The organism is Parapusillimonas sp. JC17, assembly GCF_052180245.1.
In the GTDB taxonomy this organism is placed as follows: domain Bacteria; phylum Pseudomonadota; class Gammaproteobacteria; order Burkholderiales; family Burkholderiaceae_B; genus Parapusillimonas.
In genome coordinates this window covers 3,650,857-3,673,528 of record NZ_CP197474.1, presented here as the reverse complement: position 1 = coordinate 3,673,528, position 22,672 = coordinate 3,650,857, and the positions used below count along the sequence as shown (strand labels likewise).

23 protein-coding genes are annotated in these 22,672 nt (G+C 62.9%); 8 read left to right on the top strand and 15 right to left on the bottom strand.

Annotated features, from left to right (window positions below; translation table 11 throughout):
- Nucleotides 1-75: 75 nt before the first annotated feature.
- On the bottom strand, nt 76-669 hold the full coding sequence (locus ACSBPU_RS17785) for a GNAT family N-acetyltransferase (protein ID WP_180066669.1): 594 nt from the start codon (nt 667-669) through the stop codon (nt 76-78).
- Between the two features lie 47 nt (nt 670-716).
- Here ACSBPU_RS17785 and ACSBPU_RS17780 point away from each other — a divergent pair, with 47 nt between their 5' ends.
- The gene (locus ACSBPU_RS17780; protein WP_180066667.1) at nt 717-1,058 is read left to right on the top strand and encodes a TIGR01244 family sulfur transferase; all 342 of its coding nucleotides are present in this window, start codon (nt 717-719) and stop codon (nt 1,056-1,058) included.
- 91 nt (nt 1,059-1,149) lie between these two features.
- Nucleotides 1,150-1,611: a universal stress protein gene (locus ACSBPU_RS17775; protein ID WP_180066665.1), complete on the top strand. Its 462-nt coding sequence runs from the start codon at nt 1,150-1,152 to the stop codon at nt 1,609-1,611.
- Nucleotides 1,612-1,650: 39 nt separating this feature from the next.
- Here the strand turns inward: ACSBPU_RS17775 and ACSBPU_RS17770 are convergent, their stop codons facing one another.
- From ACSBPU_RS17770 to ACSBPU_RS17750, 5 genes are read right to left on the bottom strand one after another with little or no spacing between them, the layout of a single operon-like run.
- Nucleotides 1,651-1,908 (bottom strand): formate dehydrogenase subunit delta, encoded by a 258-nt coding sequence (locus tag ACSBPU_RS17770; RefSeq protein WP_442593156.1) that lies wholly within the window; start codon nt 1,906-1,908, stop codon nt 1,651-1,653.
- Nucleotides 1,905-2,774, bottom strand: a complete 870-nt coding sequence (fdhD, locus tag ACSBPU_RS17765; protein ID WP_442593155.1) for a formate dehydrogenase accessory sulfurtransferase FdhD — start codon at nt 2,772-2,774, stop codon at nt 1,905-1,907. Before fdhD ends, ACSBPU_RS17770 begins: the two co-directional genes overlap by 4 nt.
- A gap of 6 nt (nt 2,775-2,780) precedes the next feature.
- Nucleotides 2,781-5,705 (bottom strand): formate dehydrogenase subunit alpha, encoded by a 2,925-nt coding sequence (gene fdhF, locus ACSBPU_RS17760; RefSeq protein ID WP_442593154.1) that lies wholly within the window; start codon nt 5,703-5,705, stop codon nt 2,781-2,783.
- Nucleotides 5,706-5,716: 11 nt separating this feature from the next.
- Nucleotides 5,717-7,288: a formate dehydrogenase beta subunit gene (locus ACSBPU_RS17755; protein WP_442593153.1), complete on the bottom strand. Its 1,572-nt coding sequence runs from the start codon at nt 7,286-7,288 to the stop codon at nt 5,717-5,719.
- The gene (locus tag ACSBPU_RS17750) at nt 7,285-7,791 is read right to left on the bottom strand and encodes a formate dehydrogenase subunit gamma (protein WP_442593152.1); all 507 of its coding nucleotides are present in this window, start codon (nt 7,789-7,791) and stop codon (nt 7,285-7,287) included. The genes ACSBPU_RS17755 and ACSBPU_RS17750 overlap by 4 nt, the downstream gene beginning before the upstream one ends.
- A gap of 187 nt (nt 7,792-7,978) precedes the next feature.
- On the opposite strand from ACSBPU_RS17750, the gene ACSBPU_RS17745 reads away from it, so the two are divergent.
- The 3 genes from ACSBPU_RS17745 to mobA are packed head-to-tail and all read left to right on the top strand — an operon-like array spanning nt 7,979 to nt 10,898.
- Nucleotides 7,979-9,085, top strand: a complete 1,107-nt coding sequence (locus tag ACSBPU_RS17745) for a substrate-binding domain-containing protein (RefSeq protein WP_442593151.1) — start codon at nt 7,979-7,981, stop codon at nt 9,083-9,085.
- A gap of 17 nt (nt 9,086-9,102) precedes the next feature.
- On the top strand, nt 9,103-10,188 hold the full coding sequence (gene moaA / locus ACSBPU_RS17740) for a GTP 3',8-cyclase MoaA (RefSeq protein WP_442593150.1): 1,086 nt from the start codon (nt 9,103-9,105) through the stop codon (nt 10,186-10,188).
- Nucleotides 10,185-10,898: a molybdenum cofactor guanylyltransferase MobA gene (gene mobA, locus ACSBPU_RS17735; RefSeq protein WP_442593149.1), complete on the top strand. Its 714-nt coding sequence runs from the start codon at nt 10,185-10,187 to the stop codon at nt 10,896-10,898. Before moaA ends, mobA begins: the two co-directional genes overlap by 4 nt.
- Nucleotides 10,899-11,043: 145 nt before the next feature.
- Here mobA and ACSBPU_RS17730 read toward each other — a convergent pair whose 3' ends face one another.
- Genes ACSBPU_RS17730 through moaC form a run of 5 tightly spaced genes read right to left on the bottom strand, consistent with a single transcriptional unit; the run spans nt 11,044 to nt 13,972 of the window.
- Nucleotides 11,044-12,246 carry a molybdopterin molybdotransferase MoeA gene (locus ACSBPU_RS17730; protein ID WP_442593148.1) on the bottom strand — a complete coding sequence of 401 codons (1,203 nt, stop codon included), beginning with the start codon at nt 12,244-12,246 and terminating at the stop codon, nt 11,044-11,046.
- The gene (gene moaB, locus ACSBPU_RS17725; RefSeq protein WP_442593147.1) at nt 12,239-12,757 is read right to left on the bottom strand and encodes a molybdenum cofactor biosynthesis protein B; all 519 of its coding nucleotides are present in this window, start codon (nt 12,755-12,757) and stop codon (nt 12,239-12,241) included. Before moaB ends, ACSBPU_RS17730 begins: the two co-directional genes overlap by 8 nt.
- Nucleotides 12,754-13,239: a molybdenum cofactor biosynthesis protein MoaE gene (locus tag ACSBPU_RS17720; RefSeq protein WP_442593146.1), complete on the bottom strand. Its 486-nt coding sequence runs from the start codon at nt 13,237-13,239 to the stop codon at nt 12,754-12,756. The genes moaB and ACSBPU_RS17720 overlap by 4 nt, the downstream gene beginning before the upstream one ends.
- A 3-nt stretch (nt 13,240-13,242) precedes the next feature.
- Entirely contained in the window at nt 13,243-13,482 is a 240-nt protein-coding gene (locus ACSBPU_RS17715) for a MoaD/ThiS family protein (protein ID WP_442593145.1), read from the bottom strand.
- On the bottom strand, nt 13,475-13,972 hold the full coding sequence (gene moaC, locus ACSBPU_RS17710) for a cyclic pyranopterin monophosphate synthase MoaC (RefSeq protein WP_442593144.1): 498 nt from the start codon (nt 13,970-13,972) through the stop codon (nt 13,475-13,477). The genes ACSBPU_RS17715 and moaC overlap by 8 nt, the downstream gene beginning before the upstream one ends.
- Before the next feature lie 303 nt (nt 13,973-14,275).
- Here moaC and ACSBPU_RS17705 point away from each other — a divergent pair, with 303 nt between their 5' ends.
- Together ACSBPU_RS17705 and ACSBPU_RS17700 are read left to right on the top strand one after the other, a co-directional pair.
- Nucleotides 14,276-14,782: a peroxiredoxin gene (locus ACSBPU_RS17705; RefSeq protein WP_442593143.1), complete on the top strand. Its 507-nt coding sequence runs from the start codon at nt 14,276-14,278 to the stop codon at nt 14,780-14,782.
- Between the two features lie 45 nt (nt 14,783-14,827).
- Nucleotides 14,828-16,174, top strand: a complete 1,347-nt coding sequence (locus tag ACSBPU_RS17700) for an MFS transporter (protein WP_180066633.1) — start codon at nt 14,828-14,830, stop codon at nt 16,172-16,174.
- On the opposite strand, the gene ACSBPU_RS17695 is transcribed toward ACSBPU_RS17700, so the two are convergent.
- From ACSBPU_RS17695 to ACSBPU_RS17685, 3 genes are all read right to left on the bottom strand, one after another.
- Nucleotides 16,106-16,954: an EamA/RhaT family transporter gene (locus tag ACSBPU_RS17695; protein WP_442593142.1), complete on the bottom strand. Its 849-nt coding sequence runs from the start codon at nt 16,952-16,954 to the stop codon at nt 16,106-16,108. The genes ACSBPU_RS17700 and ACSBPU_RS17695 overlap by 69 nt on opposite strands.
- A gap of 6 nt (nt 16,955-16,960) precedes the next feature.
- Entirely contained in the window at nt 16,961-17,944 is a 984-nt protein-coding gene (gene bioB / locus ACSBPU_RS17690) for a biotin synthase BioB (RefSeq protein WP_442593141.1), read from the bottom strand.
- Between the two features lie 236 nt (nt 17,945-18,180).
- Nucleotides 18,181-19,155, bottom strand: coding sequence for a LysR substrate-binding domain-containing protein (locus tag ACSBPU_RS17685; protein ID WP_442593140.1), 975 nt, complete (start codon nt 19,153-19,155; stop codon nt 18,181-18,183).
- 132 nt (nt 19,156-19,287) lie between these two features.
- On the opposite strand from ACSBPU_RS17685, the gene ACSBPU_RS17680 reads away from it, so the two are divergent.
- Entirely contained in the window at nt 19,288-21,648 is a 2,361-nt protein-coding gene (locus ACSBPU_RS17680) for an NADP-dependent malic enzyme (protein WP_442593139.1), read from the top strand.
- Here the strand turns inward: ACSBPU_RS17680 and ACSBPU_RS17675 are convergent.
- A complete protein-coding gene (locus ACSBPU_RS17675) occupies nt 21,638-22,672 on the bottom strand; it encodes an HD domain-containing phosphohydrolase (RefSeq protein ID WP_442593138.1) in 1,035 nt (344 codons plus the stop codon). The genes ACSBPU_RS17680 and ACSBPU_RS17675 overlap by 11 nt on opposite strands.

The window sequence follows — 22,672 nt, the reverse complement described above, 5'->3', positions numbered from 1 at the left end:
GCACGACCTTGGGGTCAGACCCCCATCCGCAACCTTGGGGTCAGACCCCGTACGGGGTCTGACCCCGCCCCGGCATCAGGCGCTGGGCGGAGTGCTGCCGCCTTCGCCCAGCGCGCGCTGCATGAAAACGACGTCTATCCATTGCTTGAATTTATAGCCGGTGGCCGCCTGCGTGCCGGCGTGCGAGAAACCCAGACTGCGATGCAGGGCGATGGAGCCGACATTGTTCGTACCCCCGATGGCGGCGATCATTTGCCGCCAGGGGCCCTGTTCGCAGCGTTCCAGCAAGGCGGCGAGCAGCGCTTTGCCCAAGCCTTTGCCGGTTTGGCCTTCCGCCAGATAGATGGAGTCTTCGAGGGTGTAGCGATAGGCGGCGCGCGGCCGGTACAGCGCCGCATAGCAATAGCCCACGATTTGGCCGTCCAGGTCGGCGACCAGCCATGGCGTGCCCAGCTCGCGCACCTGAGCCAGCCTGGATTGCATTTCCTGCACGTCGGGAGGTTGCTCTTCGAAGGTGGCGGTGCCGTGCAGCACATGGTATGCGTAGATGCGCTGGACGGCTTCCATGTCGCTTGGAGTGGCGTCGCGTACGATGGCGTGCGCGGCATCGGTGAAACGGCTTGCAAGCGAAGAGGCAGAAGGGACTTGCTTGGCGGGGACGCTGGACATACTATTTTCCTCGATAGAGACATCAGTATATACATCAGGAGTCATTCATGTCCTTACCCATCAATTCCCTTACCGACACATTTGCCGTGGCGCCCCAGCTCGCGCCGGAAGACATGCAGGCAGTGGCCGATGCAGGCTTCAAAAGCGTCATCATCAATCGTCCCGACCTGGAAGGCGGGCCGGATCAGCCCGTGGCGGCCGATGTCATGATCGCGGCGCGTGCGGCCGGACTGGCGGTGGAATATCAGCCGGTCGTCAGCGGTGCCATGACGTCCGACGACGTCGAGCGCTTTGCGCAATTGCTGGACACCCTGCCGGCTCCGGTGCTGGCCTATTGCAGAACCGGCACGCGCTGCACTCACCTTTATCGTGCCGCCAAATCGCTTTGATATGCGTCAATTATCAGTGAAAATCCCTCCTATATTTTCCAGGGGATTCCGGTTAAGCTTCCTCATCTGATAACCCTCAAGGGCGCAAATCATGTTCAAGAGAATACTTATTCCAACCGATGGTTCGGCATTGTCGGCGCAGGCGGCAAACAAGGGCGTTTGCTTCGCTCGTGAAATCGGCGCCGAAATCGTGGCCTTGTATGTCACACAGCCTTTCGCCGCAACGGTGGGGTTCGACGGCATGGCGGCCGCCTACGCCATCACCGACGAAGACTACGATAAGACCGCGCAGGAACAGGCCCAGAAATACCTCAAGGCCGTTCTCGATCGCGCCGATACGGCGGGCGTGAAGGCCAGGGGCAAGGCCGTGTCCAATTTCAATGTCGCCGACGGCATCGTCCAGGCGGCCGAAGAAGAAGGCTGCGAACTCATTTTCATCGGCAGCCACGGCCGTAGCGGCTTGTCGCGCTTGCTGCTGGGCAGCGTCACCAACAAGGTGCTCAGCCTCGCCAAGACCGCAGTGCTGGTCTATCGCGTCAAGGAAGTCGAATAGGCGGGCGGGGTCAGGCCCCGCACGGGGTCTGAACCCATATCAGGCCTGCGCCCGCGGGCGCAGGCGCTCCTTATTCTGCTCGATCGCCGTGCGGGCTATGTCGCTCAAGGCGGTGCCGGCGGCCCGGCCATCCGGGGTGCTTTCCAGGAAGTTCAACATGGCAATGCGCATGCGCGGCTCCCAGAATTTCTGTATATGATTGGCGATGCCTTCCAGGCCTTCGGCACGGTTCGGCATGGCTTCGAAGAACGCACCGATCCGGTTCGCCAAGCGGATAAGATGTTCAATATTGTTCACGTCAGTCTCCCTGCGTCTGTGTCGTCCAGCATTTCAGGATGGCTGTAGACGGTAAAGCCTTCGTTTCGGGCAAAGCCGGCAAGCATCACATTCAGCTCATTGGCCACGTCTATCGCATAACTGGTCGGGGCCGATATCGCAACCAGCGCACGCAAGCCTGCCGCAGCGGCCTTCTGCACCATTTCAAAGCTTGCCCGGCTGGTGATCACGGCAATGCCCGGCGCACCGAGGCGGTCGTTCCTGAGCAGATGGCCGATCAGTTTGTCCAGCGCATTGTGCCGCCCCACGTCTTCACGGACATCGTCCAGCCGGCCTTGCCAATCGGCCCAGGCGGCGGCGTGGCTGGCGCCGGTCAGCACGTGCAGCGGTTGCCGGCTTCGTAGTTGCATGACCGCCGTGTTGACCGCCTGCCTGGTCAAAGTGGCGGCGGGGGGCTCAAGGGGGGCAAGCGTCCGCCGGACTTCGCTCAGGCTTTCTATCCCGCACAGTCCGCAACCGGTCCGACCGGCGAGATTGCGGCGTCTTTGCTTGAGCGCATGCAGGCGGGCGCTTGCGATCTCGAGCTGGACCACGATGCCTTCCGGTCGCTGGCTGATCTCAAGATCGTAGATATCCGACGCGCGCGCAATCACGCCCTCGGTGAAGGAAAAACCATAGGCAAAGTCCTCGATGTCGGAGGGCGAAGCCAGCACCGTGGCGTGGCTGATGCCGTTGTATTCGAGCGCAATGGGAACCTCGGCGGCGATCTGGTCGGTTTCGGCTGCCTCCAGCCCGTTGGCGGAGCCGCGCCGGACCTCATACGCACGGTGCGCGCCGGCCTCGGTGCCGTGCCGGGCCTGGGGAGCAGAAGCTTGTTCAGCGTCCATGCCTGCTCATTCCTGCGCCGCGGGTACGGGCTCAGGCTGCGGGGCCTGAGCCGGCGAGGCCGAAACCGGGGGCGGCTGTTGATCCTGGCCGCCATCGAGCAGTTGGCGCTGCACCTCGTCGAAACGCGTCCATCCCTGCTGCCAGCGGGACGGTTCGGCAACCTTGCGCGCTTGAACGGCGGTGACCTTGTATTCCGGGCAGTCGGTTGCCCAGTCGGTGCTGTCCGTGGTGACGACGTTGGCGCCCGATTCGGGGAAATGGAAGGTGGTGTAGAGCACGCCGGGCTGGACTCTGTCGGTGACCTCGGCGCGCAGCGCTGTTTCGCCGGCGCGGCTTTGGATGGCCACCAGGTCTCCGCTGCGGATGCCGCGGTCCTCGGCGTCGTGGGGATGGATTTCCAGCAGGTCTTCGCCATGCCACATCACGTTGGGCGTACGGCGCGTCTGGGCGCCCACGTTGTACTGCGACAGGATGCGGCCGGTCGTCAGCAGCAAGGGATACTTGCGGGTGCTGCGTTCGTCGCTCGGCACGTATTTCGTGATCATGAAGCGCCCCTTGCCGCGCACGAATTCGTCCACGTGCATGATGGGCGTGCCATCCGGCGCATCGGCATTGCATGGCCATTGTAGGCTGCCGCCAAGCTCGTCTATCTTGCGGAAGCTGACGCCGGCGAAAGTGGGCGTCAGCCTTGCGATCTCGTCCATGATCTCGCTGGGGTGCGCGTAGTCCATGGGGTAGCCCAGGGCGTTGGACAGGGCGCAGGTGACCTCCCAGTCAGCCAGGCCGGCTTTGGGTTCCATGACCTGGCGCACGCGCGAGATGCGCCTTTCCGCATTGGTGAACGTGCCGTCCTTTTCCAGGAAAGAAGAGCCGGGCAGGAAGACATGCGCATACTTGGCGGTTTCGTTCAGGAAGATATCCTGGACGATGACGCATTCCATGGCCGCCAGGGCGGCCGCGACGTGCTGGGTGTTGGGGTCGGACTGGACGATGTCTTCGCCCTGGCAATACATGCCCTTGAAGGAGCCGCTCAGTGCGGCGTCGAACATATTGGGCAGGCGCAGCCCCGGCTCGGGCTGCAGGCGCACGCCCCAGGCCTGGTCGAATTGCGCCCGGACGGTGTCGTCCGAGATATGGCGGTATCCCGGCAGCTCGTGGGGGAAGGACCCCATGTCGCAAGAGCCTTGCACGTTGTTCTGCCCGCGCAGGGGATTCACACCCACGCCTTCGCGGCCGATATTGCCGGTGGCCATGGCCAGGTTGGCGATGGCCATGACAGTGGTGGATCCCTGGCTGTGTTCGGTGACGCCCAGCCCGTAGTAGATGGCACCGTTGCCTTGCGTGGCGAAGAGCCGGGCGGCGCCGCGCACGTCGTTCGCGGGCACGCCGGTTATGGTTTCCATGGCTTCCGGCGAGTTCTCCGCCAGCGAGACGAAATCGCGCCATTGCTGGAAGGCCGCGGTTTCGCACCGCTCTGCAACGAAGGCTTCATCGATCAGGCCTTCGGTCGCGATGACGTGCGCCAAGGAGGTAAGCAGGGCGGTGTTGGTGCCAGGCCGCACGGGAAGGTGGAAGTCGGCCTTGATGTGGGGCGAGTCCACCAGCTCGATCCGGCGCGGATCGATGACGATCAGCCTGGCGCCTTGCCTGAGCCTGCTTTTCAGCCGCGAGGCAAAGACGGGGTGGGCCGCGCTGGGATTGGCGCCCATGACGATCACCACGTCGGTGTGCATGACCGAATCGAAGGTCTGCGTGCCGGCGGATTCCCCCAGCGTGGTCTTGAGCCCATAGCCGGTGGGCGAGTGGCAGACGCGGGCGCAGGTGTCGACGTTGTTGGTGCCAAAGGCGGCGCGCACGAGCTTCTGCACGAGATAGGTTTCCTCGTTCGTGCAGCGGGAAGACGTGATGCCGCCCACGGCGTCGCGGCCGTATGCACCTTGGATGCGCCGGATTTCCGAAGCGGCGTAAGAGATGGCTTCGTCCCAGCTGACTTCCTGCCATGGATCGGAGATGTGCTTGCGTATCATGGGCTTGAGCATGCGGTCTTCGTGCGTGGCATAGCCCCACGCAAAGCGGCCCTTGACGCAGGAGTGGCCGTGGTTGGCCTTGCCGTCCTTCCAGGGAACCATGCGCACGACTTCCTGGCCTTTCATTTCCGCCTTGAAGGCGCAGCCGACGCCGCAATAGGCGCAGGTCGTGACGACGGCATGCTCGGCCTGCCCCATTTCGATCACGGATTTCTCGATGAGCGTCGACGTGGGGCAGGCCTGTACGCAGGCGCCGCAGGACACGCAGTCGCTGGACATGAAATCGTCTTCCTGGCCCGCTGCGACGCGGGAGTCGAATCCGCGCCCGGCGATCGTCAGCGCGAAAGTGCCTTGCACTTCTTCGCAGGCGCGGACACAGCGGCTGCATACGATGCACTTGGACGGATCGTAGGTGAAATAAGGATTGGAATCATCGATGGCGTCATCGAGATGATTGGCGCCGTCGTAGCCGTAGCGCACATTGCGCAGGCCGACCACGCCAGCCATGTCCTGGAGTTCGCAGTCGCCATTGGCCGGGCAGGTGAGGCAATCCAGCGGGTGGTCCGATATGTACAGTTCCATGACGCCGCGCCGCAATTCGCGCAGCTTGGGTGTTTCCGTCCATACCACCATGCCGTCTTCCACCGGAGTGGTACAGGATGCGGGATAGCCCCGCCGGCCTTCTATCTGCACAAGGCAAAGCCGGCATGAGCCGAAGGCTTCGAGGTTGTCTGACGCGCACAGCTTGGGAATATTGACGCCGGCCTCGGCGGCGGCACGCATGACGGATGTGCCTTGCGGGACATCCAGCTCATGGCCGTCCAGGACGATGCGCACCAGGCGGGTATCCGTCGAGGGTGGCGTGCCGAGATCGCGTTCGCGTTTCAAGATGGTTTCCAGCATGGGTGTCTCCGTCAGGCGGGCTGTGTCGTTGAGGCCGCGGATGCGGGCAGGCCGAAATCTTCGGGAAAATGGTCCAGTGCGGACAGCACGGGGTAGGGCGTCATTCCGCCCAGGGCACAGAGCGAGCCCGCCAGCATGGTGTCGCAGAGGTCGCGCAGCAGCATGAGCTGTTCGCTGCGCTGTTCATTGTTGCGTATGCGGTGGATGACCTCGACGCCGCGAGTCGATCCGATGCGGCACGGCGTGCATTTGCCGCAGGATTCGATGGCACAGAATTCCATGGCGTATTCGGCCATTTCGGCCATGTCGACCGCATCGTCGAATGCCACGATGCCGCCATGGCCCACCATGGCCGAGACCGCCGCATAGCTTTCGTAATCCAGCGGTGCGTCCCATAGGGATTCGGGCAGGTAGGCGCCCAGCGGGCCGCCGACCTGTACCGCCCGCAACGGCCTGCCGCTTGCGCTGCCGGCACCGTACTCGTGGAGCAGTTCGCGCAGCGTGATGCCGAAGGCCTTTTCGACCAGGCCGCCATGCCGTATGTTGCCGGCCAGTTGAAATGGCAGCGTGCCTCGCGAGCGGCCCATGCCGAAGTCGCGATAGTAGCCGGCGCCGCGCGCCAGGATGACCGGGACCGTGGCCAGCGAGATCACATTGTTGACGACGGTGGGTTGGCCGAACAGCCCCGCGATGGCGGGCAGCGGCGGTTTGGCGCGCACCAGGCCGCGCTTGCCCTCCAGGCTTTCGAGCAGGGAGGTTTCTTCGCCGCAGATATACGCGCCCGCGCCGCAGCGCACTTCAAGATCGAAGCCGCGGCCGGAGCCCTGGATGTCGGTGCCCAGCCAGCCCGCCTGCCGCGCCCGCTGTATGGCGGCTTCAAGCACGGCGATGGCGATGGGGTATTCGGAACGCACATAGATGTAGCCATGCGTGGCTTGCACGGCCAGCCCCGCGATGGTCATGCCTTCGATGAGCGCATAGGGGTCGCCTTCCATCAGCATCCGATCGGAGAAGGTGCCGGAATCGCCCTCATCCGCATTGCAGACGATGTACTTCTGCGGCGCCGCCGTTTCCAGCACGGTCTTCCATTTGATGCCCGTGGGAAAGGCCGCGCCGCCGCGGCCGCGCAGGCCCGAGTCGGTCACTTCAGCGACGATGGCTTCAGGGGCCATGCCGAGTGCTTTCTGCAGGCCGTCGTATCCGCCCATGGCGCGATAGTCGTCCAGCGACAGAGGGTCGGTGATGCCGACCCGTGCAAACGTCAGGCGCTCCTGGTTCTTCAGGTAGGGAATGTCTTCGGTCAGGCCGTGTGCAAGAGGATGATCGTGTCCTTGCAGCCAGCCTGCGTCGAACAGGCCGGGAATGTCGTCGGGATCGACGGGGCCATAGGCCATGCGCCCCTGCGGCGTGTCGATCTCCACCAGCGGCTCCAGCCACAGCAGGCCGCGCGAGCCATTGCGCACCAGCTTGATGCGCTGCCCGCGCGTGTCGGCTTCCGCCTGCAGGGCAAGGGCGACGTCGTTGGCGCCCACCGCGACCGCGGCGGTATCCATGGGTACGAAGACGGTGATGGCGGTGCTCATGGTCGGCATCCTTGCGCTCCCAGGAGGCGGTCCAGCTTCTGAGGGGTGACCCGGGCATGCGGCTGCCCATTGATCATGATGGCGGGCGACTGGGCGCACAAGCCCAGGCAGTAAACGGGCTCAAGAGTGACCTTGCCGTCCGGCGAGGTTTCGTTGAAGCCGCAAGCCAGCCGCTGGCGGGCGTGGTCGGCAAGCGCATTGGCGCCCATGGCCTGACAGGACTCGGCCCGGCAGATTTCCAGCCTGACCGGTGCCGCGGGCGTCTGTCGGAAATGGGGATAGAAACGGATGACGCCGTGGACTTCCGCCCGGGACAATTGGAGGGCCTGGGCCAGCACCGGAACGGCACTGGCCGGAATACAGCCCAGGGCATGCTGGATGGCATGCAGGACGGGCAGCAGATTTCCCCGCACTCCCTCGTAGCGTGCAATGGCTTGCCGGGTGATGGCTTCCACAGTCGAGGCCGATGGTTCGAACTCGCCCGCGTGTGTCGGCGTATGCATGTTGGACTTCCTTGGTCTGGCTGTGGCTTAAGTCAGCCTATATGTTTTAATTTTCATATGTTGATTGGCAATTTCATGTAATCTACACAGTAAAGCTAAGCTGTTCAATAGGAAATTAAAGACATATAAGGAGATCTTCCGCGCTCAAGCCGCCACCGCGGCCGCATTGGCAAGGAAGCTGGCAGGCATGGGTCATAAATTCAGGGCGCGTTTGAACTCGGAATGGATGCTGGAGCGGCCGGATGGCAGCTTGCTGTCATTGAGCGAGGTATTGCGGTTGCTGTCCGCCATCGACGCAACGGGGCATATTTCCGGGGCATGCAAGGCATGCGGGCTGTCCTATCGCCATGCATGGGGCATCTTGCGCAAGGCGGAGCAGGAATTCGAGACAGCCCTCATCGAGACCTCGCGGAGGCAGGGCACCAAGCTGACGCCTTTCGGCCAGCATCTGATCTGGGCCAACCGGCGCGTCGATGCGCGCTTGACGCCGACGCTGGAAAGCATGGCGTCCGAATTGCAGGAAGAGCTCGAACGTCTGTTCCCCGAGAGCCAGCCGCGGCTGCGCCTGCACGCCAGCCACGGTTTCGCGGTGGAAGGGCTGATGCAGATGGCCAACGGCATGGACATGGCGCCTCTGGAACTGCGGTACCGCACGGCAATCGAGGCGCTGGCGTCTCTGGACGGCGGAGATTGCGACCTGGCCGGTTTCCAGGTGCCACAAGGCGATTTCGAACTGCCCATTCTGCTGCGCTATGCGCCATGGCTGGATCCGGACAAGCATCGCCTGGTGCATCTGGCCGTACGCAATACCGGCATGTTCCTGCGTCCGGACAATCCCAAGAACATACGTTCGATTGCCGATCTCGTGAATCCCGATGTGCGTTTCGTCAATCGTCAGATAGGATCCAGCACGCGATTCCTGATCAGCCTGATGCTGGAGCGCCTGAACATCGACACGGCGCGGGTGCAGGGTTTCGAAACCAGCGAGTTCACGCACATGGCGATCGCGGCGCACATTGCCAGCGGCATGGCGGATGCCGGAATCGGTGTCGAGACGGCCGCATGGCGTTGCGGCCTGGCTTTCCTGCCCCTGGTCCAGGAACGCTATTTTTTCGCCGTGCATCGCGACACACTGGCAACCGCGCGAATGCAGCGCTTGCTAAACTTGATGAACAGCGAGCAGTATCGTAGCTACGTTCGGCAACTCACAGGTTATGATGCCCGGCATATGGGCCAGGTGCAAACGGTCGAGGAAGCCTTCGGCCCGGCCGTGACGGTCGCGCTTCGGTCATGACGCGTGGGACGCAAAGTATGAGCAAAGTCATTTTTCACAGCTTGGACTCCGGTGCGGAGGCTGCGAAGGCCGGCTGGCACGGCGGCCCGCTGCTGGACGCGCGCCGCCGGCCGCTGCGCGATCTGCGCATTTCCGTCACGGACCGCTGCAACTTCCGCTGCACGTACTGCATGCCCCGCGAAGTGTTCGGCGCCGACTATACATTCATGCGCCATTCCGAGCTGCTCAGCTTCGAGGAAATCACCAGGGTCGCGGCGGTGGCCGCGCGACTGGGGGTGCAGAAGGTCCGGCTCACGGGGGGCGAGCCCTTGTTGCGCAGGAACATCGAGGCCCTCGTCGAAATGCTGTCGTCCTTGCGGACACCCGAAGGCGACCCCATCGAGCTGACGCTGACCACCAACGGCACGCTGCTGCAAAAAAAAGCGCGCGCCTTGAAGGACGCCGGCCTGCGCAGGGTAACGGTCAGTCTCGATGCGCTGGACGAGAGCAAGTTCGCAAGCATGAGCGACAGCGGCGTGAACGTGGCGACGGTCTTGCGGGGCATCGACGAGGCCGGACGTGTCGGCCTGGCGCCGGTCAAAGTCAACATGGTGGTGCGCAAAGGCCTGAACGACGACCAGATACTTCCCATGGCGCGCCATTTTCGGCATTCCGGGCACGTGCTGCGCTTCATCGAATTCATGGACGTCGGCAACACCAACGGCTGGAACATGGACGAGGTGCTGACGGGCACCCAGATCCTGGACCGCTTGCGCCAGGAGTTTTCCCTGGAGCCTGCGCGCGCGAACTACCGGGGCGAAGTCGCCGCTCGTTGGCGCTATACCGACGGAGGCGGTGAAATCGGCCTAATCACCAGTGTTTCCCAGCCGTTCTGCGGCGACTGTACGCGGGGGCGCCTGTCCCCCGAAGGCCGTCTGTTCCTCTGTCTTTTTGCCAACCAGGGCCACGACCTGCGTGAATTGATCCGGCGGGGCGGCAGCGACGACCAGCTTGCCGCCGTCATGGCGGGCATCTGGTCCGTGCGCGGCGATCGCTATTCCGAACTGCGCGGCGAAGAGGCCGCCAGGCTCGGCAAGATCGAAATGAGCTACATCGGCGGATGACGGATCGGCCTGTATCGACCGAAACCGGCCCTGCCGCGCCGACATCCGTCACCGGCCTGATTCTGGCGGGAGGACAGGCCCGCCGGATGCAGGCGGCGGGTGAGCAGTTCGGCAGTGCAGCCGACTCGCTCATGCCGCCGCAATGCCGCGCCGACTGGCAGGGGTGGGACAAGGGTTTGATGCTTCTGGACGGAGAGCCGTTGGTGCAGCATGCGCGGCGCTTCCTGGCTCCGCAAACCGCGCGCCTGCTCATCAGCGCGAACCGCTATCTGGGCCTCTACGCCCAATATGGCGACGTGTTCGGCGACGACCCGGATCTGGGCGAAGCACAAGGCCCGCTGGCCGGGATCGCCAGTGCGCTGACGCGTGTGCAGACTCCCTGGCTGGCCGTCCTGCCCGTCGACGTTCCCCATCCTCCCCGGGATCTGTTCATCAGATTGGCCGCCGCGCTGCGCCAGGGAGGCCACGCGCGCGTGGCCTTCGCGTCGACACGCCAAGGGGATGCCGGACGGGACCATCCCTTGTGCATGCTGCTTCGCACGGATTTGCAGACGGACTTGCGCGCCTTTCTTGAGGCGGGCGAGAGAAGGGTAATGTCGTGGCTGGAACGGAACGGAGCATTGCGCGTCTGCTTCGAGGATGGCGAGGACGCGTTCAGGAATATCAATACGCCGCTGGATTTGAGGGGTCAGACCCCGAATGGGGTCTGACCCCCTTCCTCAGCGCCGGGGTCAGACCCGGAATCGGGTCTGACCCTTCATCAGTATGGCTCTGGGTCAGACCCAAAACAGGGTCTGACCCTTCGTCAGTATGGCCCGGGGTCAGACCCCGTACGGGGTCTGACCCCATCCACCGCTATCGCAGCCAGTGACGCAAATCATAGAAGGCAACGGTATCGCCGTCATGGACTTCCATGTTCGCCGGAATGCGCGCCAGTGCGCCGGCCCAGGGCAGCGAGCTGATGATGCCGGACCCTTGCTGAGGATAGGGAGAGAGAGTCACCCCTCTGGATGAATAGTCGGCCCGCACCCTCAGGAATTCGTCGCGGTTTTCCTTGAGGCGCCGGTCGATGGCCAGGCAGCCGTACTGGACATCCGGAATGACTTGGGTGCGGCCCTGCATGGTGCGCAGCAAGGGAGTGACCAGCAGGCCGAACACGACGAAGGCCGAGACGGGATTTCCGGGCAGGCACACCACGGGCTTGCCGCGGATCTGCGCCAGTGCGACCGGCTTGCCGGGTTTCATGCAGACTCGCCAGAGATCGAGGGTGCCGCCCAGCTCTTCTATCGTAGGCTTGACCAGGTCTTTTTCGCCGACCGAGACGCCCCCCACCGTAACGACCAGATCGCAATCCGCGAGCAGGATAGCGAAGGCTTCGCGTAGCGATTCCGAGGTGTCCACGGCGTGCAGGCAATGTACGACGGTTGCCCCCATTGCTTCGGCCATTGCGGTGAGCATGGGGCCGTTGGAGTTGTAGATCTGTTCGTCGCTTCGGGGTTGGCCGGGATTCAGCAGTTCGTCGCCGGTGGTGAGTATGCCTATTTTCAGGCGCGAGTACACGCTGATTTCGGCATAGCCCTGCGAGGCCAGCAACGCGATCTCGCCTGGGCCGATAAGGCATCCCTTTGCGAGCAGTTGATTGCCCTTGAGCACATCTTCCCCTCGTCGCCGCACGTGAGCGCCCTGCACCGGGGGGCGCTGGATCTCGAAGCCATCGTCGTTTTCATTGCCGTCCTCTTGCATGACAACCGTGTCGGCTCCCTCGGGAATGAGGCTGCCGGTGAAAAGACGGATGGCTTTGCCGGCTTGCAGCGGCTGCGGAGCCTCGCCGGCAAAGCAACGCTGCTGAACAGGCAGGCGCTTGCCCGCGGCGTAATCGGCGTAGCGGATGGCGTAGCCGTCCATCGCGCTGTTGTCGGCGGGCGGCAGATCGCTGGTGGCGAAGATGGTCTGGGCCAGGATGCGGCCACGGGCCTCGGCGAGCGGGCAGGCCTCTGCGATGCTGGGCGGGCTGCCCGCGGTGGCCAGGCGGGATTGTGCGACGTCGAACTCAAGCATGGTAGTGGGTACCGAAATTACAGGGTCGATGGGTGCTGTCCAGCTGTTCGCGGATGATGCCTTCCCACGCGGTCTTGCAGGCGCCGGTCGAGCCCGGCATGCAGAAGACCAGCGTATTGTTGGCGGCTCCCGCGAAGGCGTCGGATTGAAGCGTGGAGCTGCCGATGTCGAGGAAGGAAAGATGGCGGAAAAGCTCGCCGAAGCCGGTAATGACCTGGTCGAGCAGCGGCATGACCGCCGCCGCCGTGGACTTGCTGTGGGAAAAGCCGGTGCCGCCGTTGGTCAATATCACCTGGATGCCGTCATCGGCGATCCAGTCGCTGATGATTTTCCGGATCTGGTAAAGATTGCCATTGCAGAGATCGCGCCGTACGCAGGCATGTCCCGCTTCGGTCAGGCTCTGCGACAGGTAGTCGCCGGAGGTATCACTGTTGGCGTCGCGTGTGCCCGAGATGGTCAGGACGGCGCATTTCAGGGAAACAGGGGGCTTGCTGGGATCGGCTTTGCTCATGGATTGCCTGGCTCTTCTGATGATGAGAGTGAATTCCACTGCTCGGTCTTTTCGTGATCGGACTGGCGCTGTTCCACCCAGAATTTCTTCCCGTCGGCCAGGGTTTCGCGTTTCCAGAAGGGCGCACGGGTTTTCAGGGCATCGATGAGATATTCGCAGGCCCGGAAGGCCTCTCCGCGGTGAGCGCCGGCAACAGCCACGAAGACGATCTGCTCGGCGTTCGCCAGTTCGCCGACACGATGCACGACCAGGCAGTCTTCGATATCCCAGCGTGATCTGGCGTCGTCGCACAGCGACTCGATTTCACGCTCGCACATGCCCGGATAGTGTTCAAGAAAAAGGCTGCGGGTGGCGGCATCGGTGGCATAGTCGCGCACGTAGCCCGTGAACGTCACGATGGCGCCGGCCTTGGTGGCCGTGCGCTGCCGGAGCTGATGCTGGAGGGCGGCCGCATCGAAATCGGCCTCTTGAACGATGACCATGGGTCAGCCTCCGGTCACGGGCTCGAAGACGGCCACCTCGTCGCCGGGGTGGATCAGTGCGTCCAGCGGCGCATGCTCCTGGTTGATGGCCAGCTTGAGACGGGAGCCGGGCGCGAGGTCGGGATAGCGTTCGATCAGGGACTTCAGCCATTGGGCGCCGCTGACGGGCGCATCGAGCTGCCAGTCTTCCTGCCGGGTCTTGGTCAATTCGGCCACTTGCGCAAAATACAGGACTTTAATCATTGCGCCATTCTCCACTTTTGCCGCCGGACTTGTAGCGCAGCCTGATCTCTTCAAGCACGATACCTTTGTCGGCGGCCTTGCACATATCGTAGATGGTCAGGGCGGCCACGCTGCACGCCGTCATGGCTTCCATTTCGACGCCGGTCTTGTAGTCGGTGCGGCAGGTGGCGCGCACGGTGATCGCCGACGCGGCGTCGTCGGGAAAGAATTCAATGCCCACGAAGCTGAGCGGCAGGCTGTGGCACAGTGGAATCAGTTCGGCGCAGCGCTTGGACGCCAGCACGCCGGCGATTCTCGCGGTGTTCAGGACTTCGCCCTTGGCGTTTTCCTGGGAGGACAGCAGCTTGTACGCAGCCGCGCTCATGCGTACGCGGCCTTCGGCGACGGCGCTGCGCTGCGTCGACGCCTTTCCGCTGACGTCGACCATCCGGACTTGCCCCGATTCGTCGACATGACTGAGTACCGGTCCGGCATTGGAAGAAAAGCTCATGGCAGGTGTATCTTGAGTTGAAACGTTGGAATGATGCCATTAATCATATACGCAATTGCAGTCGGGGGGTCAGACCCCGCATGGGGTCTGACCCCATAGATGTAAACGGGGCCGGACCCCGTACGGGGTCGGACCCCAGTCCTCTTCCTACGCCGGGGGTCAGACCCAAGGGTCTGACCCCACAGATGTGAACAGGGTGAGACCCCATGCGGGGTCCGACCCCTCAAAGACGGTCACCGGCTTGGAGGTCCGCTCGATCGCGGCGTATGATGATGCTTTTCTGAATCGCTCGCGGAGAACGCTATGTCTATAAAAGTTGGTGATCGGGTACCTGACGGCACCCTGGGTGAGTTTATCGAAACGGCGACCGACACTTGCGCGGTGGGGCCCAATAATTTCCAGGTGTCGGACATGGTCAAGGGCAAGAAGATAGCCCTGTTCGCCTTGCCGGGCGCCTTCACGCCCACTTGCTCCGCCAAGCATCTGCCCGGGTATATCGAACTCTACGACCAGCTCATGTCCAAGGGCATCGATGAAATCTGGTGCGTGTCCGTCAACGATCCCTTCGTCATGGGTGCCTGGGGGCGCGATTGTCAGGTAAACGGCCGGGTGCGCATGCTGGCCGACGGCAGCGCCAACTGGACGCGGGCGATGGGCCTGGATCAGGATCTGTCCGCGCGCGGCATGGGCGTACGCTCCAAGCGCTATTCCGCTCTCATCGAAGACGGCGTCGTCACCCAGCTCAATTTAGAGCAAGGTGGCGGTTTCGAAGTCAGCGATGCCGGGACGCTGCTCAAGCAAATCGGCTAGCGCCCTCCCTTTTTGCTTCCCCAGCCCTAACATGCCGCAGGTTCAATGGTTCAGACGGTAGCTGCTTTTTCTTCGCTTTATCTCGCAACCTTATTGTTGCTCGTCGGTTCGGGGCTCTTCAATACCTACCTCGGCCTGCGCCTGACGGCGCAGAACGTCTCCGAGGTATGGGTAGGCGGCCTGATCGCGATCTATTACCTCGGCCTGGTTTTCGGCGCGCGCATCGGCCACAAGGTCATCATCCGCGTCGGCCACATCCGTGCGTATGCGGCCACCGCCGCCATCGTCACAGTCACCATGCTGGCGCTGGTCCTGCTCGACAATCTTTGGATCTGGCTGGGCTTCCGCTTCCTGGCGGGCATCGCCATGGTCACCCAGTTCATGGTGCTGGAAAGCTGGCTGAACGAGCAGACCGAAAACCATCAGCGCGGGCGCGTGTTCGCGTTTTACATGGTGTTCTCCAGTGTCGGAACGGTATTGGGGCAGTTGTCGCTGTCGATGTTTCCACAGCTCAATTACGAGCCGCTCGTCTTTGCCGCCGTCTGTTCGGCACTATGCCTGGTTCCGGTGGCACTGACGCGCCGCCTGCATCCTGCCCTGCAAATGCCCGCGCCCTTGCATGCCAAGTATTACGTCGCGCGCGTGCCGATTTCCCTGACCGTGTTGTTCGTTGCCGGCTTGATCATCGGCGCGTTCTACGGCCTTGCGCCGGTGTATGCGCTCAAGCAGGGGCTGACCAACAGCCAGGTCGCCGTCTTCCTGGCGGTATCGGTCGCAACCGGGGTGTTCGCCCAATGGCCACTGGGCTGGCTGGCCGACCGCATGCCGCGGGTGGGCCTGATACGCATCAACGCCATGGTGCTTGCCGCGCTGGCCATTCCGCTTTGGGGCTGGTGGACCTTTCCCTATTGGGCCCTGCTGGTGTTTTCCTGTGCGTTCGGCATTCTCCAGTTCACGCTGTACCCCCTGGGCGCGGCGTTCGCCAACGATAACGTGGATCCCGATCGGCGGGTCGGGCTCAGCGCCATCCTGTACATGGTCTATGGCCTGGGTGCCTGTGCAGGGCCATTGATCGCCGGCTACCTGATGCGCGAACTGCATCCGGGCACCTACTTCGTGTTCGTGTCGGTCTGCGCGCTGGTGCTGGTTGCGTCGGTCAGGCCGCAGCGTGTCACGGGCGCCAATCTGAGCGAAGACGCGCCCACGCAGTTCGTTCCGATGGGCGACAGCCTGGAAAGCTCCAATGTCGTCGCCGTCCTCGATCCTCGGGTGCATCCCGAGAGCGATGTGTCGCACCAGCCTGTCGACCCCCCGGAGGAGTCCTCAGCGGGGGATGAGAATCACGATGGCGGAAATGGCCAGGACGATGCCAAGCGCGTTGACCCAGCGTAGTTTTTCCTTGAAGAAGCCGGCACCCACCAGGGTTCCCAAAGAAATCACGCCGATGTTCATGGCCGAAAACACCAGGGTGGGATTGTCCGGGAAAACCTGGTGTGCCCGGATATAGAAATAGATATTGCTGAAGTTCAGCAAGCCCAGCAGGACGCCCGCGGCGACATTGCGCCTGGTCCAGACACTGCGCCGGACAATCAGATAGGCGAAGATCAGGATGCCCGCCAGCACGAAAGACGCGAACAGGCTGCTCGAGAATGCCGCGCCGCTCTTGGCCATTTGCTTGAAGAGGATATCTATCGTTCCGTATCCGACCCAGACGGCGAGCAGGAAGAGAATGGTTTTGCCCGTCTCACCGCTGCCCTCTTTGCCGCCCGGCCGATACAGCAGGCATCCCAGGGCAATCAGCGCGACGGCGATCCCGCCCAGCTTTCCGCCCGACAGCGTTTCGTGAAAGATGACGAAGGAAGCGATCAAGGGAATGAATAGCGAAAGCCTCTGCGCGGCGTCGCTCAGCACGATGCCCGCATGGCGGACGGCGCCGGCCATCGCCAGGAAAATGGTGGGCAGCAGCACGCCCAGGGCGGCCAATACCCACCACGACGTGCCGGACGCCAGGAAAGCCGCGGGTTGAGGCCGAAGCAGCAACAGGCACAGGCTCGCCGCCACGACATAGTTGACGGCAATCGCCTGGTCCACCTGTATGTCGTGCTTGCGCGCGAGCTTGAGCAGTACCGAGACGGCGACGCTGGAGGCAATGCTGAGGATCAGGGTGTACATCTGCGGTCAAGCTCCGGTATTCAGGCCCAGGCGCTCGAACAGCATCGCGTCCCGGCCGGTTTGAGGGTTGGGTGTGGTCAGGAGCTGGTCGCCATAGAAAATGGAATTGGCGCCGGCCAGGAAACAGAGCGCCTGCAAGGCCTCGTCCATGGTTTCCCTGCCTGCGGACAGCCTGACGGCGGCCAGGGGCATGGTGATGCGGGCGATTGCGATGGTGCGCACGAATTCGAAAGCATCGATGTCCGGCGCGCCGTCCAGTGGAGTGCCCGGCACTTTCACGAGATTGTTGATGGGTACGGACTCAGGATAGGGCGAAAGATTGGCCAGCTGGGCGATGAGCCCCGCACGGTCGCGCCGCGATTCGCCCATGCCCACGATGCCGCCGCAGCATACCTTCAGGCCGGCCGCTTGAGCACGGCCGAGCGTGTCCAGCCTGTCCTGGTACTGCCGCGTGGTGATGATGCTGCCGTAGAACTCGGGCGAGGTATCGAGATTGTGGTTGTAGTAGTCCAGCCCGGCGTCGTGCAATTGCTCTGCCTGGCCCGGCTTGAGCATGCCCAGCGTTACGCAGGTTTCCAGGCCCAGGGCCTTGACTTCGGCGACAAGGCTTGCAACGGAATCGAGCTGCCTGGCGGTGGGAGACCGCCAGGCAGCCCCCATGCAGAAGCGCTGGGCGCCATCGGCCTTGGCCTTGCGTGCCGCCGCAAGGACTTCCTCGATCGGCATCAGGTTCTCGCTTTCCAGTCCCGTGTCATGCCGCGACGATTGCGGACAGTAGGCGCAGTCTTCCGGACAGCTTCCCGTCTTGATCGACAGCAGGCTCGCGAGCTGGATGCGATTCGGATCGTGATGCCGGCGGTGCACCCGCTGCGCCTGGTGCATCAGATCCATGAAGGGCAGGGCATAGAGTTCCAGGATGCCTTCAATAGTCCAACCCGGGTGGCTGGCGGCCGTTGCAGGCGTGCTTCGGACCAATTCTTCGATCACCATGACAATCTTCCTTCTGCGGTCAAGAGCCGTCATGGTAGGAGGGGCGAAGCAGGGCGGCAACAGCGATTTCCGTTATGTATCAAAACATTTACACGAAATTGATGGGCTTTTCTGAGAATTTGTGTCAATTTCGGACAACGCTGCGTCGGAGGGCAGATCCGAGCCATATCGACGATTTTGAAACAAAATATTTCAACAAGGAATCATTCCACTGTACCGTGGCGCGCCTGGCTGTCTCAGGGCAAGGGGTAAGGCGCGGTCTGCTGGCAGACCAGGTGCAAAGCCCGCGCGAACATGGTTTCCGCCTCCCGCTTCCTGCCTTCGGCCCGGCTGAACAGCGCGACAGGGGGCAAAGACCAGGCAAATCGATAAGGCACGATGGCAACGCCAGCCACGCGCACCAGTTCGTCGGCGATGTCGGCCGGGACGATGGAGACCGCCGAGTCGCTGTCGACGATCATTTCGCCGATGAGCTTGCTGGAATAGCTTTCCACGATGGGCGCCGGGGGAATCAGCCCGGCGCCCAGGAACAGCGCGCTGACCTGGTCGCGAATGGGAGTCTGGGGCGCACCGAGTATCCAGTCCAGATCATTGAGCTGCTGCCAGTCCAGCTTGTGGCGCGTCAGCTGCGCGGCGAGGCGGCGGCTGGCAATAAGGCGCGGTTGCTGGCTGTACAGCACCTCGAAGGCGAGTTCCTTGGTGTCGGCTTCGGCGGAAGCCTGCCCGATCACCAGGTCCAGCGTATGGTCGCGCAATTGCTGCAGCAATTGGTCGCTGGCGCCCTCGTGTATGGTCACCGTAAGACGCTTGCCGCCATCGGGAAATGTACGCTGGATGGCCGCCGACAGCAGTTTGCCGGAAACGAAGGGCACGACGCCGATATGCAGGTGGGCGGCATAGCCGCTGAGGCTGGCCTCCATGTCGCGTGCCAGATGCTCGAGGTCATGGATCATGGCTTCGGCGCGGGCAATGGCCAATAGGCCGAGCGGCGTGGCGGTCATGCCGCGCACCGAGCGCTCGAACAGCTGGGCGCCGAAAATGTCCTCCAGTTCCAGCAAGGCCTTCGTGACGGCCGGCTGGCTGGTGGCCATGATTTCGGCCACGCGGGTCAGCGAGCCGTATTCATGGATGCGCAGCAGCAGCGTCAGATGGCGAATGCGCAGCCGGGAAGCGAGCTTGTGGGCGACCTGCTCGGCGTCAAAACGCTTCATCGTTCCTCTTCCATATTCAAATGGTTATGGAATCATATTTATTAAGAATGGTCCAGTTATGTTTACTGCGTAGAATGGCTTGCATGACGAAGAGACGCGAAAATCGCGCGACCTGAATAAAGAGGACCTGACATGAGCATGACGGACCGAGAAGCGGCGCTCCGCTATCACGAATTCCCCACCCCCGGAAAAATCGCGGTGAACGCCAGCAAGCCGCTGGTGACGCAACGGGACCTGGGGCTGGCCTATACCCCCGGCGTGGCGGCCGCATGCGAGGAAATCGTGAGCGACCCCATGAACGCCGTCCGGTACACGGCGCGCGGCAATCTGGTGGGTGTCATCACCAACGGCACGGCGGTGCTGGGCCTGGGCAACATCGGCGCGCTGGCCTCCAAGCCCGTGATGGAAGGCAAGGCGGTGCTGTTCAAGAAGTTCGCCGGCATCGACGTCTTCGATATCGAGATCAACGAAACCGACCCGGACAAGCTGGTCGACATCATCGCCGGGCTGGAACCCACCTTCGGCGGCATCAACCTCGAAGACATCAAGTCGCCCGAATGCTTCCATGTCGAAAGCAAGCTGCGCGAGCGCATGAACATCCCGGTGTTCCACGACGATCAGCACGGCACGGCCATCTGCGTGTCTGCCGCGTTCATCAATGGCCTGAAAGTGGCGGGCAAGGACATCGGCAAGGTCAAGGTGGTGGTGTCGGGCGCCGGCGCGGCGGCGCTTGCCTGTCTGGATCTCATCGTCGATCTGGGCCTGCCGCTGGAAAACATCTGGGTGTCCGACATCGAAGGCGTGGTCTATCAGGGTCGCAAGAAGCTGATGGATCCAAAGAAAGAACGCTACGCGCAAAAAACCAAGCACAGGACGCTGGCCGAGATCATCGACGGAGCCGACGTATTCCTGGGCCTGTCGGCCGGCGGCGTGCTCAAGCCCGAAATGGTCGCGCGCATGGCGGCGCGGCCGCTCATCCTGGCGCTGGCCAATCCCCATCCCGAGATCCTGCCCGAGGATGCGCACGCCGTGCGGGACGACGTCATCATGGCCACGGGCCGCTCCGACTACCCAAACCAGGTCAACAACGTGCTGTGCTTTCCGTACATATTTCGGGGCGCCCTGGATGTCGGTGCAACAACCATCACACGCGAAATGGAAATGGCAGCCGTCCATGCCATCGCCGGGCTCGCGGAAGAAGAACAGAACGAAGTGGTTGCGGCGGCCTATGGCACCTACGACTTGTCGTTCGGGCCGCTGTATCTGATTCCCAAGCCCTTCGATCCGCGCCTCATTGTGCGCATCGCGCCCGCGGTGGCCAAGGCAGCCATGGAAAGCGGCGTGGCGACCCGCCCGCTGCCTGATCTGGCCTCGTATGCCGAGCAGCTCGAGCATTTCGTCTATCACTCCGGTGCTTTCATGAAGCCGCTGTTCTCCATGGCACGCCAACAGGTGCGCGATGGCGGCAAGACCCGCATCGTCTTCACCGAGGGCGAGGACGAGCGCGTGCTGCGCGCGGTGCAGGTGGTGGTGGATGAAAAACTCGCGCATCCCATCCTGGTCGGGCGCCCGCAAGTCCTGATGTCCCGCATCGAAAAATACGGCTTGCGCCTGCGCCTGGGCGAGGACGTCGAAGTCACCAACCCCGAGAACGACGTCCGCTTCCACCAGTACTGGACCACCTATTGGGAGCTCATGTGCCGCAACGGCATCACGAAGGAAATGGCCCGCGTCGAAATGCGCAGGCGGCTGACCCTGATCGGCGCCATGATGGTGAAGCTCGGCGATGCCGACGGCATGATCTGCGGAACCGTGGGCAGCTACCACGAGCATCTGCGCTTCGTCGACCAAGTCATCGGGCTGAAGCCGGGTGCGAAGACCTATGCGGCCATGAATATCCTGCTGCTCGACGAACGTACCGTGGCGCTGGTCGATACGCATGTCAACGACGATCCGAGCGCCGAGCAGATCGCCGAGTTCACCATTGCCGCCGCAGAACAAATGAAATGGCTGGATCTGGTGCCCAAGGTAGCCATGCTGTCGCGGTCCAATTTCGGTTCGGGCAGTTCCGCGTCGGGCTCCAAGATGCGCGAGGCGCTGGACATGGTATTGGCTCGGGCACCCGACCTCGAGATCGATGGCGAGATGCATGGCGATTGCGCGCTCGATGAGGCGCTGCGGCTGCGCATCCTGCCGTCGTCCCGTCTGAAGGGCGCCGCCAACCTGCTGGTCTGCCCCAACGTCGACTCGGGCAACATCGCCTACAACCTGTTGAAGACGGCGGCGGGCAGCAATGTGGCCGTGGGACCTTTCCTGCTGGGCGCCAATGCGCCGGTGCATATCCTCACATCCAGTTCCACTGTACGGCGCATCGTCAATATGGCTGCCCTGACGGTGATCGACGCCAACACCAACGGCGCTGGCGTGTCGTCCGATCCCGCCGTCGAAGCCTTGGTCCAGGGGCTGGCGGCACAGCAGCTGGTCAACGTCTAGCGAAGGCGTCCGCGGCGGCGGGCGCGCCTTCCTGGTCCATCCAGCGCTCCTTGATCTTCAGGATCTCGGGCAGGCAGTCCATGAAGCAGTCGACCAGGTCGGGGTCGAAGTGCCGGCCGCTTTCGCGCTGGATCAGTTCGACGGCGTCCTCCACCGTCCACGCCGGCTTGTAAGGGCGCACGCTGGTCAGGGCGTCGAAGACGTCGGCGATGGCGACGATACGCGCCACATGGGGTATTTCTTCTGCCACGAGCCCATTGGGATAGCCGCTGCCGTCCCATTTTTCGTGATGGCTCAAGGCAATGATGCGAGCCATGGCCAGCAGGCCGTCTGCGTGCCTGCCTATGATTCGTCCGCCGATCTCGGTGTGGTCCTTCATGATCTCCCATTCCGCCGGCGTCAGCTTGCCCGGCTTTTGCAGAATGGCGTCGGGAATGCCGATCTTGCCGACGTCGTGCATGGGTGCGGCGTGCAGCAGGTCGTCGGCGGCCTCTTCGCTATAGCCCGCGGCAAGGGCGATGGTCCTGGCGTAATGGCTCATGCGGATCACGTGCATGCCGGTCTCATTGTCCTTGTATTCCGCCGCCATGCCCAGGCATTGAACGATCTGCAGGCGCGTGCGGCGCAGGGTTTCGGCCTGTACCAGGGACAGATGCGTGCGGACCCGGGCCTTTACGATCAAAGGGCTGAAGGGCTTGGTGATGTAGTCGACGGCGCCCAGGTCGAAGCCGCTTTGCTCGTCCGCCGCGTCCGACAGCGCGGTGACGAAGATGACCGGAATGGGGGCGGTGGCGGGATTGCGCTTCAGCTTGCGGCAAGCCTCGTAGCCCGACATGCCCGGCATCATGATGTCCATCAGGATCAGGTCGGGGGTTTCGGCGCACGCGATCTCCATTGCCTTGAGGCCGTCTTTGGCAAAGAGCAGACGATAGTCGCTTTGTAGCGTATGGCGGAGAATCTGCAAATTGGTGGGTTCGTCGTCCACCAGCAATATTGTCCTGCGATTGCCTTTCATGCTTTCCAT